Raw genomic sequence first — 16,544 nt, 5'->3', positions numbered from 1 at the left:
GCTACAGCACCAAAATCGCCCGGAAATCGTTCACGTTGGTGTGGGTGGGGCCGGTGGTAAACAGGTCGCCCAGGGGCTGAAAGAAGCCCGCCGCGTCGTTGCGGTCCAGGCAATCGGTCAGCGACACGCCCGCAGCGGCGGCGCGGGCCAAGGTATCAGGCCCGACCATGGCGCCTGCGTTGTCCTCCACGCCGTCAATGCCGTCGGTGTCGGCTGCCAGCGCCCAGACGCCGGCCTGCCCCTGCAGCCGCTGCGCCAGCCCCATGCAAAACTCTCCGGCCCGGCCGCCGCGCCCGCGGGTGGCACCCTCGCGGCGGGGCCGCACCGTCACCGTGGTTTCGCCCCCGCTCAAAATCACGCAGGGCTTGGCAAAGGGTTGCTGCGCGCCGGCACTGCGCATGGATGCTGTGCGGGCAAGAGCCGCGTGCACCTTGCCCACCTCGCGGGACTCGCCCTCGAGCTCGTCGCTCAGAATGTAGGCGTTCAGCCCCATAGACGCCGCCATGTCAGCCGCCGCTTGCAGTGACTGCTGCGGCGTGGCAATCAGGTGCACGGTGTTGCGGGCAAAGATGGCGTCGTCGGGTTTGGGCGTTTCCAGCACTCCGGATTCCAGCGCTTTGAGCACAAAATCGGCCTCTGGAGCTTGTGAATCCTGCGTGAGTCGCTTCAAAATTGATAGCGCATCGGCACAGGTCGTGGGGTCGGGCACGGTCGGGCCGCTGGCAATGACGCTGGGATCGTCGCCCGGCACGTCGCTGATCAGCAGCGTGACCACCTGCGCCGGATGGCAGGCCGCGGCCAGCCGGCCGCCTTTGATGGCCGAGAGGTGCTTGCGCACGCAGTTCATCTCCTGGATGTTGGCGCCACTCTCCAGCATGAGTTGATTGATGCGCTGCTTGAGCTCCAGGCTGATGGCAACGGGCGCGCCGGCGTCCTCCCACTGCGCGGGCAGCGTCAGGAGCGAGGAGCCGCCGCCGGAAATCAAGCAAATCACCAGGTCATCCGCAGTCAGGCCCTGGGTGAGTGCCAGGATGCGCTGCGCAGCAGCCAGCCCTGCAGCGTCGGGCACCGGGTGGGCGGCTTCCACCACCTCGATGCGCTGCGGCGCTGCGTCCGCGGGCAGGGGCGGCGTGTGGCCGTAGCGGGTGACGACCAGCCCTGACAGGGGCTTGTCCTGCGGCCAGAGCGCGTCCAGCGCGTGGGCCATGGCGCCGCCGGCTTTGCCCGCACCGAGCACGAGAGTGCGGCCTGTCGGGGCGGGCGGCAAAAAAGCACCCAGGGTGTGCGCCGGTAGGGCCTTCTGCACGGCAGCCCAGTACAGGCGGACAAGCAGGTCGCGCGGGGCGAGTTCGGAGAAATGCGGCTGTGATGGTGCGTTGGCGGGTGTCATAGTGGCTCCATCATGGCGCGAAATTGGGCGCAAAATCTGCGGGCGCTCGGCGCTGGAGAAAAATATTGTCATGGGCACATTGCTGATTCACAACGCGCGCGCGGTCGCCACCATGGACCACACCGATCCCACGCAGGCCACCGAACTGCGGGACGCCTCGGTCTATATCGAGGGCAACCGCATTGCGTATGTCGGCCCGACAACCGGCCTTGCGGCGCGGGCGCTGGAAGCGGATGAGGTGATTGACGCGCGGCGCCACCTGGTGATGCCTGGCATGGTCAACACCCACCACCACATGTACCAGAGTCTGACCCGCGCGATTCCGGCGGTGCAAAACGCAGAGCTGTTTGGCTGGCTGCGCGGGCTCTATCCCCTGTGGGCCGGGCTTACGCCCGAGATGGTGCAGGTGAGCACCCAGATCGCTATGGCCGAACTGCTGATGAGCGGCTGCACCACCAGCAGCGACCACCTCTACATCTACCCCAACGGCGTGCGGCTGGACGACAGCATTGGCGCGGCCGCCGAGATCGGCATGCGCTTCGTAGCCACCCGCGGCAGCATGAGCGTGGGCCAGAGCCAAGGCGGCCTGCCTCCGGACCGGGTGGTAGAACAAGAAGACTTCATTCTCAAAGAAAGCCAACGGCTGATCGAGCAGCACCACGATGCAAGCTGGGGCTCCATGCTGAATGTGGCGCTGGCGCCCTGCTCTCCTTTCAGCGTGAGCCGCGACCTGATGCGCGAAGCCGCCCTGCTGGCCCGCAGCTTCAAGGGGCAGGGCGTACGCCTTCACACCCACCTGGCCGAAAACGACCACGACATCGCCTACAGCCGCGAAAAATTCGGCTGCACCCCCGCCCAATACGCCCAAGACCTGGGCTGGCTCGGCGACGACGTGTGGCACGCCCACTGCGTCAAGCTGGACGACGAGGGCATCAGCCTGTTTGCAGCGAGTCGCACCGGCGTGGCGCACTGCCCCTGCAGCAATATGCGCCTGGCCAGCGGTATTGCGCCGATACGCAAAATGCTGAACGCCGGCGTGCCGGTAGGCCTGGGTGTGGACGGCAGCGCCAGCAGTGACGCGGCCCACATGGTGAACGAAGCCCGCCAAGCCCTGCTGCTGGCCCGCGTAGGCCGCGCCATGCAGCCGCCTGAGGAGCGTGTGTTGCCCACTGGCGAGCGTCGCACCTTCTTCGGTTGCGATTTGGGCCCGGCCGAAATGACCGCGCGGGATGCCCTGAGCGTGGCCACCCGGGGCGGCGCGCAGGTGCTGGGCCGCAAAGACATTGGCTACCTGGCAGTAGGCATGTGCGCCGACCTGGCACTGTTTGATTTGGACACACTGGCCTTCGCCGGTGGCGCGGTGCACGACCCTGTCGGCAGCCTGCTGCTGTGCGCCAGCCCGCAGGCGGACTACACGGTCGTCAACGGCAAAGTAGTGGTGCGCGAGGGCTATCTCGAAACCGTAGACCTTGGCCCGCTGATGGAGCGCCACAACCGGCTGGCGCTGCAGCTGGCTACGGCTGCCATCTACTGACCTCACCTGCGCAGTAGCTAAAGGCAATAGCGCGAATTTGCTCCTGAAATAGGAGCTACTCGCGCAATATCTACAGGCGCTAGAGGCCAATTCAAGCCTCAACGCACGAGGCAGGGGCGCTTGGGGTCGAACTTCCAACCGGGGATCAGGTACTGCATGGCCATCGCGTCGTTGCGCGCGCCCAGGCCGTGCTGCAAGTAGAGCTGGTGGGCTTTATCCACTTCGACCATGTCCAGCTCCACTCCCAAACCGGGTGTGGTGGGCACGGCAATTTGCCCGCCCACAATCTGTAGTGGGTCCGTGGTCAGGCGCTGGCCGTCTTGCCAGATCCAGTGCGTATCAATGGCCGTTACCTTGCCCGGTGCAGCGGCCGCCACATGGGTGAACATGGCCAGCGACACGTCAAAGTGGTTGTTGGAATGCGAACCCCAAGTCAGTCCCCATGTTTGGCAGACCTGCGCCACCCGCACCGAACCCTGCATGGTCCAGAAATGCGGGTCAGCCAGGGGAATGTCCACGGACTGCAAGGCCAGCGAATGCGCCAGCTCGCGCCAGTCGGTGGCAATCATGTTGGTGGCAGTGGGTAGGCCGGTGGCGCGGCGGAACTCGGCCACGACTTCACGGCCCGAAAACACACCTTCCGCACCACAGGGGTCTTCGGCATAGGCCATCACGCCATGCAAGTCGCGGCACAGGCGAACCGCGTCATTCAACAGCCATCCACCGTTCGGGTCCAGGGTGATGCGGGCTTGGGGGAAGCGGGCATGCAAAGCGCGGATGGCCTCCACCTCTTCTTCGCCGCGCAGCACACCGCCTTTGAGCTTGAAATCCTGAAAGCCGTAGCGCGCAAAAGCGGCCTCGGCCAGGCGCACCACGCCGTCTGCGTCCATGGCTTTTTCGTGGCGCAGGCGCTTCCAGTCGTCGGCCTCATCCGGCTCGCTGATGTAGGGCAAGTCAGTCTGCTGGCGGTCGCCCACATAGAACAGGTAGCCCAGCACCGCGACGCTGCTGCGCTGTTGGCCATCACCCAGCAAGGCCGCCACCGGAACGCCCAGAAATTTACCCAGCAAATCGAGCAAGGCACTTTCCACGGCGGTCACTGCGTGTATCGCCACGCGCAGGTCAAAGGTCTGCAGGCCACGACCCTCGCTATCGCGGGCTGCAAAGGCTTCCCGCATGCGGTTCAGGATGGCGTTGTAGTTGCCGATGGATTGACCCACTACCAAGGAGGCAGCATCTTCCAGCGTCTGGCGGATCTTCTCGCCGCCGGGCGCTTCGCCCACACCGGTGTTGCCACTGCTGTCGGTCAGGATGACGATGTTGCGGGTAAAAAAGGGCGCGTGGGCACCACTCAGGTTCATCAGCATGCCGTCATGGCCGGCAACCGGAATGACGCGTAGCGCAGTCACCACAGGGGCGCCGCGCACAGAGGGTTTTTCAGACGGGGGCATAGTCAATCTCCTTAGCGGGGCGCTCGAAATGGAAGGATGGACGGCGTCCTTACATATAGGACATCATACAACTAAACCGCATCGACCTGCGACTTTCTCAAGCGGTCCTTGCTGTTAGCAAGATGGGTTCGCATGGCGGCGCGGGCCGCATCCCCGTCATGATTGCGGATGGCATTGAAGATGTATTCGTGTTCGCCATGTACCCGCTTCAGGTAAGCCAAGCGCCCTTCCGGCGCACTGCTGGCGGTGTTGATGCGGGTGCGCGGAATGATCATGGTGCCCAGGTAGGTCATAAGGTCCGCAAAGTGGCGGTTACCCGTGGACTTGGCAACTTCCATGTGAAAGCTGAAGTCGGAAGGCACCGCATCCGAGTCTTCTTCGATCGACTTCTGGAACGCATCCAGCATAGCCTGCATGGCCTGCAAATTGGCTTCGGTACGGCGTTGTGCCGCCAGGCCCGCCGCTTCGGTTTCCAAAGAAATCCGCAGCTCCAGCAGGGCAATCACATCTGCGACGGTGGCGAAATCCACATCAGCGATCTGGAAATTCCCACTGCTTTGCGGTGCGAGTGCAAAGGTGCCTACACCGTGACGGGTCTCCACCAGACGGTTGGCTTGCAGGCGCGAAATGGCTTCACGCACCACGGTGCGACTGACCTCAAAACGGCCCATGATTTCCGACTCGGTGGGCAATTTGTCGCCGGGTTTGATGGCGCCTTCGCGGATGCTGGCAGCCAGACTTTCGACCACCTCATTCACCAGGCCCTTGGAGCGGCGCGGGCGCAATGCATCGGCCGACTCCGGTGTTGCGCTTGACGCTGCAATTGTTCTAGGGGTTTGCACTAGGTCCATGGAAAAATCCTTGACGCGGTCTGAGACGATGACCACAATTTAACACATCAGACAACACACAACTGACATTTCATCTCTCTATTTCATGACAATCAAAGTACACCACACTTTGCTGATGACCGGCGCCGCAGGCGGCTTGGGCACCGCAATGCGCGATCGTTTGAAGGCCAATTGCGAGGTCTTGCGGCTCTCCGACCGGAGCGATTTCGGCCCCGCTCGCGCTGGTGAAGAATTGATGCTGGCAGACCTGGCAGACGCCTCAGCCGTGGACGCCATGGTGAAGGGCGTGAACGCCATCGTGCATTTCGGCGGCATATCCGTGGAAGGCCCGTTCGAGCCCATTCTGCAAGCCAACATCCTCGGCGTTTACAACTTGTACGAAGCAGCACGCAAGCATGGAGTGAAGCGTGTGGTGTTCGCCAGCTCCAACCACGTGACCGGCTACTACAAGCAAAGTGAAACCATCACCCTGAACCACCCTGCCCGTCCGGACAGCCTGTATGGCGTGAGCAAGGCTTTTGGTGAAGACCTGTCACGCATGTACTTTGACCGCTACGGGATTGAGACAGCCTGCGTACGCATCGGCTCTTCGTTTGCAGAACCACGCGACCGCCGCATGCTGGCGAGCTGGCTGAGCTTTGACGACCTGCACCGCCTGGTAACTGCATGCCTGACCACCCCCGTACTGGGTCACACCGCGATTTTCGGCATGTCGGATAACGCGGTCACTTGGTACGACAACAGCGCGGCCCGCCACGTGGGCTACGTGCCGCAGGACAGCTCTGACCCGTTCCGCGAGGCTGTCTACGCCCGGACACCCGAACCCGATGTGACTGATCCGGCCGTGATCTACCAGGGCGGCGGCTTCTTGTTCCAGGGCGAGCCGATGACGACCCACTTGCCCGGAAAAAAACCCTGAGTCACTGGCCACACATGACAACTACCGTGAGCAAAGCTGCTCTTTTCAGTGATTCCCGCGACGCCGTGGGCGAGAGCCCTGTGTGGTCGGTGGCGGAACAGGCGCTCTATTGGGTAGACATCGAGGGACAGAGACTGCACCGACAGGATTGGCAAACGCGCAGCCGCCAGACCTGGCAGCTACAGGAGCGGGTAGGTTGTATTGCACTGAGCGACCGGGGCACCGTCATTGCAGCCATGGAGAGTGGCGTCTTCGAAGTGCGCTTGCTGACAGCGCCCGATGTCGCGGTCGAGCAACTGGCGTCGATCAATCACCCTGAGAGTGATATGCGCTTCAATGACGGGCGATGCGACGCTTCGGGCCGTTTCTGGATCAGCACCATGGTGCGCAACATGGGCCTCTCCAGCAAGGCTGGTGGGATTTATTGTCTGGATGAGCGCGGGCTCCAAGGCCCCGTGAAAAAGGGGTTCATTACCGCCAACGGCATGGCTTTCAGCCCGGACAACCGTACCGCCTACCTTTCCGACTCCCACCCGAGCGAGCAAAAAATCTACAAACACGACTTCGTGCTGGAAAGCGGCAACTGGGGCCCTGCCGAACTGCTGGTGGACATGAAGCCACTCCCCGGTCGGCCGGACGGTGCGGCCATGGATACGCAAGGCTGCTACTGGATCTGTGGAAATGACGCGGGCCAGGTGCACCGCTTCAGCCGCCATGGCGATTTGCTGGAATCGATCCATGTGCCCATGAGCAAGCCCTCCATGTGCTGCTTTGGCGGCCCCGAATTACGCCACCTTCTAGTGTCATCCATCCGCCCGCCGATACCCGTTGATGGCTTTGATGCCACTTTCGACGGCGCAGTCGTTGTGCTTGATCCCGGTGTACAGGGCTTGCCTGAACCTTTGTTTTCCCGTTTTCCCGTCCGTTAACCCCCAACCAATCCCATAGAGGAGACATCATGAAACTGGTACCTACCCTTCTGGCCGCTGCAGCGGCTGCCTTGAGCCTGACCGCCCAAGCCGTTGAATTCAAGTCCGCCGACATCCATAACTCGGACGACTACCCCACCGTCACCGCCGTCAAGTTCATGAGTGAAGAGCTCAAAAAAGCAACCGGCGGCAAGCACAGCATCAAGGTGTTCAACAAAGGTGCCTTGGGCACCGAAAAAGAAACCATTGACCAGGTGAAGATCGGCGCGCTGGACATGGTGCGCGTGAACATCAGTCCCATGAACTCGGTCTGCGCCAAGACCAACATTCCGGTGCTGCCCTTCTTGTTCCGCTCGGTCGACCACCTGCACAAAGTGCTGGACGGCCCTATCGGTGAAGAAATCGCCAAGGACTGCGAAGCACAAGGCTTTGTGCTGCTGGCCTACTACGATTCCGGCGCGCGCTCCATCTACAGCAAGAAGCCCATCAAGTCGGTGGCCGACACCAAGGGCCTGAAAATCCGCGTACAGCAGTCCGACCTGTGGGTGGCACTCACAGCTGCCATGGGCGCCAACCCTACCCCCATGCCTTTTGGTGAGGTAATGACTGCCCTGAAGACCGGCATCATTGACGCTGCTGAAAACAACTACCCTTCTTACGGCTCAGGCAGCCGCCACTTTGAAGTGGCCAAGTTCTATAACAAGACCGAACACTCCATGGCTCCCGAAGTACTCTTGTTCTCCAAGATTGCCTGGGATAAGTTGCCCAAAGCCGAGCAGGACCAAGTCCGTGCAGCGGCCAAGGCATCGGTCGCTTTCAACCGCACCGCCTGGGCGGCCTATGAGAAGAAAGAATTCGACATGGTGAAGGCTGCAGGTGTCGAGATCGTGGAAGTGGACAAAAAGTCCTTCCAGGACGTGATGGGTCCCGTCTACGACAAGTTCGCGAACACCCCTGACATGAAGCGTCTCGTGAAGGCCGTGCAAGACACGAAGTAATTCGCGTCTGTGCCACCTCCCGGCCTGAGGGCCGGGAGGTTTTCTTTCTTCACCGGAGCCCCCCATGTACACCCGCTTCTGTGCCACGCTATCCAAGCTTAGTCTGATGCTTGCGGTAGTGGGCCTCATCGTGCTCATCGCCTGCGTGCAATACCAGGTTATCGGGCGCTATGTTTTTAACGACACCCCCACCTGGGCAGAGGCATTGGCCTTGCTGCTCGTGCTCTACATCACCGCGCTGGGCGTGGCCGTCGGCGTGCGAGATGCCGGCCATATCGGCATGGATTCCATCATCAGCCTGCTGCCAGAGCGCCTGCGCCTGAAGCTGGAAATCCTGATCCACATCCTGGTGGGCACTTTCGGCGCACTGATGGCCTACAACGGCTACATCTGGGCAGCCCTCAAATGGAACGACCAGAAGCCTATGCTCCCCATCCCCTCCAGCATGGACTACGTGCCACTCATCATCGCCGGCGTGCTGGTGGTGCTTTTTACGATTGAACATGTGATCGCCCTCATTCAGGGCAAGGAAGTGGTGCCGGCATGGAACTGACTGTTTTGGGTGTGAGCTTCGGCTTGCTGTTGATCATTGGGGTGCCCGTAGGATTCGCGGTCGGACTCGCGTCTGTCGCCACCATCATCACCGCCGGATTGCCGGTAGCCGTGGTGTTCCAGAAGATGGTGGGAGGCATGCAGGTGTTCTCCTTCCTGGCGATTCCGTTTTTCATCTTTGCCGGTGAGTTGATGCTGCACGGCGGCATCGCACACCGCATCGTGCGCTTTGCCAACAGCTTGGTTGGCCATGTGCGCGGCGGTTTGGGTATGTCCAACGTGGTAGGTTGCACCTTGTTCGGCGGGGTCGCGGGATCACCAGTGGCAGACGTGTCCGCCATGGGCTCTGTGATGATTCCGCTCATGAAGAAGGAAGGCTACGACACCGACTACGCGGTGAACGTGACGACCCACGCCTCGCTGGTCGGTGCCCTGATGCCTACCAGCCACAACCTGATTTTGTACACCTTGGCCACAGCAGGCATCGCGTCAGTGAGCGTGCTGAACATGATGCTCGCCTGCGTAGTGCCAGCCCTGTTGCTGACCGCCCTGAACTTGCTGGCTGCCTACGGTGTGGCCATCAAGCGCGGTTACCCCACCCGCGGTGTCTTCCCAGGCTGGGGTGAAGTGTTCAATAGCTTCATCGCTGCACTGCCGGGCTTGCTGATCGTGGTCATCATTCTGGTGGGGATCTTGTCAGGCGTTTTCACTGCCACCGAGTCCGCTGCCACTGCTGTACTTTGGGCGCTTCTGATCACTGCGGTCGCTTACCGGTCCTTATCGTGGAACGACTTCATCAAGTCCTGCGCTAAGGCGAGCAAGACCACCGGTGTGGTGCTGTTCCTGATCGGAATTTCCAGCGCTTTCGGTTACTTCCTGGCGATGTATGACGTGCCCGAGCGCACCGGCGAGTTGATGGGAACCATTACCCAAAGCCCCTGGATGATTTTCCTGATGATCAACATCGCGTTGTTCGTACTGGGTACTTTTCTGGACATGGCGCCCACGCTGCTGATCTGCACGCCCATCTTCCTGCCGATTGCCCAGAAATTCGGCATGGACCCGACCCAATTCGGTGTGGTGATTTTGCTCAACTGCGCACTCGGTCTGAACACCCCTCCCGTGGGGACAACCCAGGCGGTGGGCTGCGCCATCGGTGGCATTTCGATAGGGCAGGTCATGCGATCCATCCTGCCGTTTTACGGCGCCCTGCTGGCTTGCATGATGCTGGTCACCTACGTCCCGGCGTTCTCCTTGTGGCTCCCCAACTTCGTGTTGGGCCGCTGAACACACCACTGAAAGCACACCATGCAACGTCGACAAATTCTGCAAGCGGGGCTGGCAGTGGCCGCCACGTCTCCTACCTGGAGTCGGGCCGACACCTGGCCCGCCAAACCCATCGCTCTGGTGGTTCCATTCCCTCCTGGCGGATCTACCGACCTGATTGCGCGGGCATTGTCGACCAAGCTGCCCGAGAAGATGGGCCCGGGCTTTACCTTCATCGTGGACAACAAGGCAGGGGCCACCGGCACCATAGGCGCAGCACAGGTCGCGCGCGCGCCGTCGGATGGCTACACCTTTCTGGTGTCGTCTCTCGGGCCATTCGTGATTGCCCCGCATCTGATCAAAGCGAACTACGACGCCCTCAAAGACCTGGACCCCATCACCATCGTGGCGCAAGCACCCAATGTGCTGGTAGTGCCTGCGGCCTCCGCGCGCAAGTCGGTGCCGGAAGTCATCAATTACCTGAAGGCCAACCCGGACAAGATGAGCTTTGCCTCTTCCGGCAACGGCAGCAGCGACCACCTGACCGCCGAATTGTTCTGGCAACAGACCGGTACCACTGGGGTGCATGTCCCCTACAAAGGCGGCGGCCCGGTGATGACCGACCTGCTGGGCAATCAGGTGGATTGTTCGTTCATGAACATCAACACAGCGCTACCCCAGATCAGGGCCGGCAAACTGCGCGCACTGGCCATCACAAGTGCCAAACGCTCCCCGTTGTTGCCCGACGTTCCTACCCTGGAAGAAAGCGGTGTCAAGGAAGCCAACGTTAACTCCTGGCAAGCGGTGGCGGCACCCAAAGGCCTGCCCGCTGATATCAAGAAGCGAATGTTCGATGCCATTGTGGCCTCTATCAAAGACCCTGTCGTAGCTCCCAAGTTGCTGGAGCTGGGCTTTGAACTGGTACTCAACACCCCCGAGCAATTTGCCAGCTACCAGGCTGCCGAATATGTCCGTTGGCAGAAGCTGATCAGCGCTCGCAACATCAAAGCCGACTGAAGCCTTCATGAGTTCGAACCCTTCTTCTCCACCGGATTCACCACGCAGCATTCGCATGCACATTGCGGACAACGTGGCCATCGTAGTCAACGACGGCGGCCTGCCGGCCGGCTCCATTCTGCCCGACGGCGTGACTCTGGTGGACCGCGTGCCCCAGGGCCACAAAGTGGCTTTAACCGCGATTGCCAAAGACGCCGTGGTGCTGCGCTACGACGTACCTATCGGATACGCACTCAAGGACATACCTGCCGGTGCTTGGGTGCATGAGCGTTTGCTCCAGATGCCCGAAGCGCGGGCGCTCGATAACCTGCCCAAGGCGACTGCGCCGGCATGGAATGCCGAGCCGCTCACCGGCTTCACCTTCGAGGGTTACCGCAATGCGGATGGTTCCGTGGGAACCCGGAACATTCTGGCCATCACGACTACCGTGCAATGCGTGGCTGGCGTGGTGGACTTTGCAGTGCAGCGCATCAAAGAGCAGCTGCTCCCGCGCTACCCGAATGTGGACGATGTCATTGGCCTGGAGCACAGCTATGGATGCGGTGTGGCCATTGATGCACCGGATGCCATCATTCCCATACGGACCCTGCGCAACATTTCGAAGAACCCCAACTTCGGTGGTGAAGTGATGGTGGTCAGTCTGGGCTGCGAAAAGCTGCAACCCGAGCGCTTGTTGCCGCCAGGCTCCATCCCCCTGCAAGCAAACGAAGCGCTGGATGTGGTGTGCTTGCAAGCTGACAAGCACGTCGGCTTCATGAGCATGATTGATTCGGTCCTGGCCTCTGCGGTGCCGCACTTGGAGCGGCTGAACGCGCGTCGCCGCGAAACCGTTCCTGCCAGCGAGCTGGTGGTAGGCGTGCAGTGCGGAGGCAGCGACGCCTTCTCGGGTGTGACTGCCAACCCCGCCGTGGGCTATTGCACCGACTTGCTGATACGCGCCGGTGCCACGGTGATGTTCTCCGAAACCACCGAGGTGCGAGACGCCATCGAGCAAATGACGGTCCGCGCCACCAGCCCTGAAATCGCTGACGCTATGGCCCGCGAGATGGCTTGGTACGACGCCTATCTGGGCCGCGGCCAGGCCGACCGCAGTGCCAACACCACCCCGGGCAACAAAGCCGGCGGCCTTTCCAATATCGTGGAAAAAGCCATGGGCTCCATCATCAAGTCCGGCACCGCGCCTATCAGCGGTGTGTTGTCGCCAGGCGAGAGGCTGCAGCACAAGGGCTTGCACTACGCAGCCACTCCGGCCAGCGACTTTATCTGCGGTACGTTGCAATTGGCGGCCGGCATGAACCTGCATGTGTTCACCACTGGCCGTGGTACTCCCTATGGTTTGGCCGAGGTACCGGTTATCAAAGTGGCCACCCGCACTGACCTGGCACGCCGCTGGCACGACCTGATGGATGTGAACGCAGGCCGCATTGCCGATGGCGAAGCCACGATTGAAGACATGGGCTGGGAACTCTTCCGCCTGATGTTGGAGGTCGCCAGCGGCCGCAAAAAAACCTGGGCTGAACACTGGAAGTTGCACAACTCCCTCGTGCTGTTCAATCCGGCCCCCATTACTTGACCCCCGAATCCACCGAGGCCTGCCATGAGCTACCCCACCCCTTACCGCCCTTTCCCCAACCAGTTCAAAAAAGACCTGCTGGCCGGCAAACGCCTGATCGGGTGCTGGGCATCCCTGGCCAGCGCCATCAGCACCGAAGTGCTGGGTGTTGCCGGGTTTGACTGGATCCTGCTGGACGGCGAACACTCGCCCAACGATGTCATTACTTTTGTGCCTCAACTCATGGCGCTCAAGGACAGCGTGAGTGCTCCGTTCGTGCGTCCTACCAGCAACAACGCCATCGAGATCAAGCGTCTGCTGGATGCCGGCTTCTACAACTTTCTCGTGCCTTTCGTGGAGACCGCCGAAGAAGCGCGCCAGGCCGTCGCCGCCACACGCTACCCGCCTGAGGGCATGCGGGGCGTATCTGTCGTGCAGCGCAGCAACCGATACGGCACAGTGGCCAATTACTTTCAGGAAGCCAACCAGCACATGTGTGTGGCGGTCCAAATTGAGAGCCGGCAAGCCGTGATGGCCACTGCTGAGATTGCCGCTGTATCTGGTGTGGATTGCATTTTTGTAGGTCCATCAGACTTAGCTGCCGGCTACGGTCATCTGGGCAACGCCAACCACCCCGAGGTGCAAGAGGCCATTGCCAGCGTGTTTGCCCAGGCCAAAGCCCAAGGCAAGCCCACCGGCATCCTCGCTCCGGTGGAAGCTGACGCGCGCCGCTACATGGAAATGGGCGCGACCTTTGTGGCGGTGGGTAGCGATCTGGGGCTGTTCCGTAACGCAACGCAGGCTTTGCGGGACCGGTACCTCAGCTAATTTTTCTCCGGACATCGAGGCTGGGTGGTAGCGCGTTCTGCTGCGTGTCCCCTGCCCTTCGGACTCCTCCTTGACCTCCGCAGAACACGCGGTCTCCCAGCCCACTCTGATCGACGATTTCTTACTCCATCGCTTTAACACTATGACAACTCTCGGATTTATCGGTCTCGGCATCATGGGCAACCCTATGGCGGGCCATTTGCTTGCTGCGGGACACACCGTGTACCTGAACACCCGTGGCAGTGTCCAGCAAAATCTGCTGGAAGCAGGCGGCAAGCCCTGCGCGAGCGCGAAAGAAGTGGCGCAGAGGGCAGACATTCTCTTTCTGATGCTGCCGGACACGCCGGACGTCGAGCAGGTGCTGTTCGGCGCCAACGGCGTGGCCGAAGGCCTGAGCCTGGGCAAGACGGTGGTCGACATGAGCTCTATCTCGCCCATCGATACCAAGGTGTTTGCGCAAAAAATCAATGCACTGGGCTGCCAGTACATGGATGCCCCGGTCTCCGGAGGCGAAGTCGGCGCCAAGGCGGCCAGCTTGACCATCATGGTGGGCGCCGAAGAAGCTACCTTCAACGCCGTGTTGCCATTGCTGCAGCTCATGGGCAAAAACATCACGCTGGTGGGCGGCAACGGCGATGGCCAGACCACCAAGGTGGCCAACCAGATCATTGTCGCGCTCAACATCGCTGCTGTGGGCGAGGCCCTGCTGTTTGCCAGCAAAGCCGGTGCGGACCCTGCCAAAGTGCGCCATGCGCTGATGGGCGGATTTGCCGCCTCGCGCATTCTGGAAGTGCATGGCGAGCGCATGGTCAAGCGCACCTTCAACCCCGGCTTCCGCATCAGCCTGCACCAGAAAGACTTGAACCTGGCCCTAAGTGGTGCCAAAGCCATGGGCCTGGCATTGCCCCAGACCGCAGGGGCCGCGCAACTGATGCAGGTGTGTGCCGCTAACGACATGGCTGGCCTGGACCACTCTGCCTTGGTGCGCGCCCTGGAAATCATGGGTGCACACGAAGTCGCCACGGGCTGATGCGATGAAGCCACGTACGCCATGGCGATGCCTTGCCCTCGCCAGCCTGTTGCTGGTGAGCACCACCAGCCATGCGCAGACCAAATTGCGTGCGTGGAATATTCACCCTGACGGCTACCCGGTCACTGAGGCGCTCAAGCGCTTTGCCAGTCTGGTGGCCCAGGGAACCTAAGGCCGCTACCAGATGGAAATTTTTTTCCAACGCCACCTTGGGCGACCAGCCCAAGGCAGTGCAGATGCTCAAGTCCGGCGAGATTGACCGGGCCGAATTCAGCTCCGGGCCCTTGTCGGATTCAGCACCGGGTCTCAAGGCGCTGAACCTGCCTTTTTTGTTTACCGATTCCGCCCACATGTTCAAACATCTGGACGGCAAGCTGGGTGAGCGCTTCGCCGCCAAACTGCAGGCAGCCGGTTTTGTAGTGCTGGGCTGGTACGACGGCGGAGGCCGCTCGTTCTACTGTGTGAACCGGCCGCTCAACAGCTTCAAGGACCTCGCCGGTGCACGGATCCGGGTTCAGCAATCCGAGGTGTATCTGGAGATGGTGAAGCTGCTGGACGCAACACCCGTAGCGCTACCCTTCAAAGAAGTGATGGCTGCGCTCGAAAAACGCGAAGTGGACTGCGCAGAGAACAACATGCCCTCCTTCGAGTCGACCTGGCACTACAAGGTGGCCAAGTCGGTGTATGTGACCAACCATGTGATCTCGCCCGAAGCCTTGGTGGTGTCCACCAAGCTGTGGGACAGTCTCAGTGCTGCCGACAAAACCGCCTTCAGCAAGGCCGGAGCGGAGTCAGCTGCACTCATGCGCGAACTGTGGAACAAGCGCGTGGCCTCTGCGATTGAGACGGCCTCCAAACAGGTCGTGCAATTTGTGCGGCTCAAGGATCCGGCGCCCATGGTTCGTCGCATGTCCCCCCTGTACGGCAAGTACATGAACGATCCGAGCACTCGGGAAGAGTTGCTGAGCATCATCAGCAATTGAGAGCAGCAGGGCGTTAGGATGGCAGGCAGTTCACTTGCCCGCCGCACTGACCTCTTTCGCAGCCTCTGTGCTGCTTGCCCTTTAGCGTGAGCCGGGACCTGATGCGTGAGACCGCCCTGCTGGGCTATGCCGGTGGCGCGGTGCACGACCCTGCCGGCAGCCTGCTGCTGTGTGCCAGCCCGCAGGCGGACTACACGGTCGTCAACGGCAAAGTAGTGGTGCGCGAGGGCCATTTGGACACGGTAGACCTTGGCCCGCTGATGGAGCGCCACAACCGGCTGGCGCTGCAGCTGGCGCAGGCGGGGCGCTAAGCCCAAGTTCCACAAGTAGCTTAAAAACTCGCGGGTTCCGCTACCAGAAACTACTGAAACTGGGGGATCTCGCCTGTTGCAGGCGCAGGGGGCGAGATCCTAACGACCGTAAAATTGCAACTACAAAGGCTGCCGCAATATGTCTGACTCGCCCACTTCAAAACCACAACTCGATGCACATACCGAGCGGGCTGTTCGTCGCTTTTTGGAGGTCGCACAAGCGCAATTTCATCCCAAAGGGGCGATAGTGTTTGGCAGCCGCGCAAGGGGTACTCATCGGGTTGACAGTGATGCCGATGTCGCATTGTTGCTGGAGGGAGCACACGCTCGAATGGTGCCAACCAAGATGGCCATGGCGAATCTGGCATTTGACGTGCTCATGGAAACGGGCCTCAATATTTCTCCCTTGCCCGTATGGATGGATCAATGGGAACATCCGGAACTTTTCTCGAACCCTTCCTTGTTGGCGAATATTGCCCGCGAAGGTATTTGGCTGTGACGGATAAACGGGCCGCTGAAGCGTTGATGGCCAAAGCGCAGCAGGCACTGCGATCGGCGCAGGGCCTGATTGAATTGAATGACGCGAATGGCGCGTGCAATAGGGCTTACTACGCCATGTTTGATGCGGCCCGCGCCGCACTATGAATCAAGCTGAGCCGTTCTGAAGCGGATTTCGCCAAGACCCATCGCGGACTGATCAAAGCCTTCAGTGAGCACTTGATCAAAGATGGAACCATTTCAAAAGATTTGGGGCGGTCGCTCAAAAGAGCAGAAGAAATGCGCCTTCTGGCAGATTACGATGGTGATTCGGTGGAGATGCCAGACGCGTCGACCATGGTCGCTGATGCAAAAATTTTCGTCCTTGCCATCGAAAGCATGATGCCTTAATTTGGCGTCCGGGATAGTTTCCACGAGGGTGGCCCGGCGTCGGAG

Annotated in this window: 18 protein-coding genes and 1 pseudogene; 16 read left to right on the top strand and 3 right to left on the bottom strand. The window is 60.9% G+C overall.

All coding sequences use genetic code 11. The features are described 5' to 3' along the window. Window position 1 precedes the first annotated feature (1 nt). Entirely contained in the window at window positions 2-1,390 is a 1,389-nt protein-coding gene (locus Q0O05_RS00555; RefSeq protein WP_293659816.1) for a glycerate kinase, read from the bottom strand. A 70-nt stretch (window positions 1,391-1,460) separates the two neighbouring features. On the opposite strand from Q0O05_RS00555, the gene Q0O05_RS00550 reads away from it, so the two are divergent. Next, the gene (locus tag Q0O05_RS00550; protein WP_293659814.1) at window positions 1,461-2,924 is read left to right on the top strand and encodes an 8-oxoguanine deaminase; all 1,464 of its coding nucleotides are present in this window, start codon (window positions 1,461-1,463) and stop codon (window positions 2,922-2,924) included. 98 nt (window positions 2,925-3,022) lie between these two features. On the opposite strand, the gene gudD is transcribed toward Q0O05_RS00550, so the two are convergent. Both gudD and Q0O05_RS00540 read right to left on the bottom strand, forming a co-directional pair. Further along, window positions 3,023-4,375, bottom strand: a complete 1,353-nt coding sequence (gene gudD / locus Q0O05_RS00545) for a glucarate dehydratase (RefSeq protein ID WP_293659813.1) — start codon at window positions 4,373-4,375, stop codon at window positions 3,023-3,025. Between the two features lie 71 nt (window positions 4,376-4,446). Further along, on the bottom strand, window positions 4,447-5,226 hold the full coding sequence (locus tag Q0O05_RS00540) for a FadR/GntR family transcriptional regulator (RefSeq protein WP_293659812.1): 780 nt from the start codon (window positions 5,224-5,226) through the stop codon (window positions 4,447-4,449). 85 nt (window positions 5,227-5,311) lie between these two features. Here Q0O05_RS00540 and Q0O05_RS00535 point away from each other — a divergent pair, with 85 nt between their 5' ends. The 15 genes and pseudogenes from Q0O05_RS00535 to Q0O05_RS11895 all read left to right on the top strand — a co-directional run bounded on the left by Q0O05_RS00535 (window position 5,312) and on the right by Q0O05_RS11895 (window position 16,499). Continuing rightward, complete coding sequence (locus Q0O05_RS00535) at window positions 5,312-6,145, top strand: NAD(P)-dependent oxidoreductase (protein ID WP_293659811.1); 834 nt, start codon at window positions 5,312-5,314, stop codon at window positions 6,143-6,145. A 14-nt stretch (window positions 6,146-6,159) separates the two neighbouring features. Then, window positions 6,160-7,074, top strand: coding sequence for an SMP-30/gluconolactonase/LRE family protein (locus Q0O05_RS00530; protein WP_293659810.1), 915 nt, complete (start codon window positions 6,160-6,162; stop codon window positions 7,072-7,074). Between the two features lie 29 nt (window positions 7,075-7,103). Continuing rightward, window positions 7,104-8,072, top strand: a complete 969-nt coding sequence (locus tag Q0O05_RS00525) for a TRAP transporter substrate-binding protein (RefSeq protein WP_293659809.1) — start codon at window positions 7,104-7,106, stop codon at window positions 8,070-8,072. 64 nt (window positions 8,073-8,136) lie between these two features. After that, entirely contained in the window at window positions 8,137-8,625 is a 489-nt protein-coding gene (locus Q0O05_RS00520; protein WP_293659808.1) for a TRAP transporter small permease, read from the top strand. Continuing rightward, window positions 8,616-9,911, top strand: coding sequence for a TRAP transporter large permease (locus Q0O05_RS00515; RefSeq protein WP_293659807.1), 1,296 nt, complete (start codon window positions 8,616-8,618; stop codon window positions 9,909-9,911). The genes Q0O05_RS00520 and Q0O05_RS00515 overlap by 10 nt, the downstream gene beginning before the upstream one ends. Before the next feature lie 21 nt (window positions 9,912-9,932). Continuing rightward, window positions 9,933-10,907, top strand: a complete 975-nt coding sequence (locus Q0O05_RS00510; RefSeq protein WP_293659806.1) for a tripartite tricarboxylate transporter substrate binding protein — start codon at window positions 9,933-9,935, stop codon at window positions 10,905-10,907. Window positions 10,908-10,914: 7 nt separating this feature from the next. Next, window positions 10,915-12,480, top strand: coding sequence for a galactarate dehydratase (gene garD, locus Q0O05_RS00505; protein WP_293659805.1), 1,566 nt, complete (start codon window positions 10,915-10,917; stop codon window positions 12,478-12,480). A 24-nt stretch (window positions 12,481-12,504) separates the two neighbouring features. Next, window positions 12,505-13,287, top strand: coding sequence for a 2-dehydro-3-deoxyglucarate aldolase (gene garL / locus Q0O05_RS00500; protein WP_293659803.1), 783 nt, complete (start codon window positions 12,505-12,507; stop codon window positions 13,285-13,287). 142 nt (window positions 13,288-13,429) lie between these two features. Next, window positions 13,430-14,317, top strand: coding sequence for a 2-hydroxy-3-oxopropionate reductase (locus Q0O05_RS00495; RefSeq protein WP_293659801.1), 888 nt, complete (start codon window positions 13,430-13,432; stop codon window positions 14,315-14,317). A gap of 4 nt (window positions 14,318-14,321) precedes the next feature. Beyond that, the gene (locus Q0O05_RS00490) at window positions 14,322-14,489 is read left to right on the top strand and encodes a hypothetical protein (protein ID WP_293659800.1); all 168 of its coding nucleotides are present in this window, start codon (window positions 14,322-14,324) and stop codon (window positions 14,487-14,489) included. Window positions 14,490-14,526: 37 nt separating this feature from the next. Continuing rightward, window positions 14,527-15,300: a TRAP transporter substrate-binding protein DctP gene (dctP, locus tag Q0O05_RS00485; protein ID WP_293659799.1), complete on the top strand. Its 774-nt coding sequence runs from the start codon at window positions 14,527-14,529 to the stop codon at window positions 15,298-15,300. A gap of 134 nt (window positions 15,301-15,434) precedes the next feature. Further along, window positions 15,435-15,611: pseudogene (locus Q0O05_RS00480) on the top strand (8-oxoguanine deaminase); the annotation flags it as partial. A gap of 139 nt (window positions 15,612-15,750) precedes the next feature. Beyond that, on the top strand, window positions 15,751-16,110 hold the full coding sequence (locus Q0O05_RS00475; protein WP_293659798.1) for a nucleotidyltransferase domain-containing protein: 360 nt from the start codon (window positions 15,751-15,753) through the stop codon (window positions 16,108-16,110). Continuing rightward, entirely contained in the window at window positions 16,107-16,256 is a 150-nt protein-coding gene (locus Q0O05_RS11900) for a HEPN domain-containing protein (protein ID WP_366519031.1), read from the top strand. Before Q0O05_RS00475 ends, Q0O05_RS11900 begins: the two co-directional genes overlap by 4 nt. Window positions 16,257-16,328: 72 nt before the next feature. Next, window positions 16,329-16,499 carry a hypothetical protein gene (locus tag Q0O05_RS11895; protein ID WP_366519030.1) on the top strand — a complete coding sequence of 57 codons (171 nt, stop codon included), beginning with the start codon at window positions 16,329-16,331 and terminating at the stop codon, window positions 16,497-16,499. Window positions 16,500-16,544 lie beyond the last annotated feature (45 nt).

This window comes from Rhodoferax sp. OV413 (assembly GCF_945881795.1).
GTDB lineage: Bacteria > Pseudomonadota > Gammaproteobacteria > Burkholderiales > Burkholderiaceae_C > Allorhodoferax.
The sequence above is the reverse complement of the archived record's forward strand: the minus strand, read 5'-3'. Positions and strand labels throughout refer to the sequence as shown.

Coding starts and splice junctions, on each gene's coding strand:
- Q0O05_RS00515 (WP_293659807.1), top strand. CDS start 8,616: ATGGAACTGACTGTTTTGGGTGTGAGCTTCGGCTTGCTGTTGATCATT.
- Q0O05_RS00530 (WP_293659810.1), top strand. CDS start 6,160: ATGACAACTACCGTGAGCAAAGCTGCTCTTTTCAGTGATTCCCGCGAC.
- garL (WP_293659803.1), top strand. CDS start 12,505: ATGAGCTACCCCACCCCTTACCGCCCTTTCCCCAACCAGTTCAAAAAA.
- gudD (WP_293659813.1), bottom strand. CDS start 4,375: ATGCCCCCGTCTGAAAAACCCTCTGTGCGCGGCGCCCCTGTGGTGACT.
- Q0O05_RS00535 (WP_293659811.1), top strand. CDS start 5,312: ATGACAATCAAAGTACACCACACTTTGCTGATGACCGGCGCCGCAGGC.
- Q0O05_RS00540 (WP_293659812.1), bottom strand. CDS start 5,226: ATGGACCTAGTGCAAACCCCTAGAACAATTGCAGCGTCAAGCGCAACA.
- Q0O05_RS00495 (WP_293659801.1), top strand. CDS start 13,430: ATGACAACTCTCGGATTTATCGGTCTCGGCATCATGGGCAACCCTATG.
- Q0O05_RS00520 (WP_293659808.1), top strand. CDS start 8,137: ATGTACACCCGCTTCTGTGCCACGCTATCCAAGCTTAGTCTGATGCTT.
- Q0O05_RS00490 (WP_293659800.1), top strand. CDS start 14,322: ATGAAGCCACGTACGCCATGGCGATGCCTTGCCCTCGCCAGCCTGTTG.
- garD (WP_293659805.1), top strand. CDS start 10,915: ATGAGTTCGAACCCTTCTTCTCCACCGGATTCACCACGCAGCATTCGC.
- Q0O05_RS00555 (WP_293659816.1), bottom strand. CDS start 1,390: ATGACACCCGCCAACGCACCATCACAGCCGCATTTCTCCGAACTCGCC.
- Q0O05_RS00550 (WP_293659814.1), top strand. CDS start 1,461: ATGGGCACATTGCTGATTCACAACGCGCGCGCGGTCGCCACCATGGAC.
- Q0O05_RS00510 (WP_293659806.1), top strand. CDS start 9,933: ATGCAACGTCGACAAATTCTGCAAGCGGGGCTGGCAGTGGCCGCCACG.
- Q0O05_RS00475 (WP_293659798.1), top strand. CDS start 15,751: ATGTCTGACTCGCCCACTTCAAAACCACAACTCGATGCACATACCGAG.
- Q0O05_RS00525 (WP_293659809.1), top strand. CDS start 7,104: ATGAAACTGGTACCTACCCTTCTGGCCGCTGCAGCGGCTGCCTTGAGC.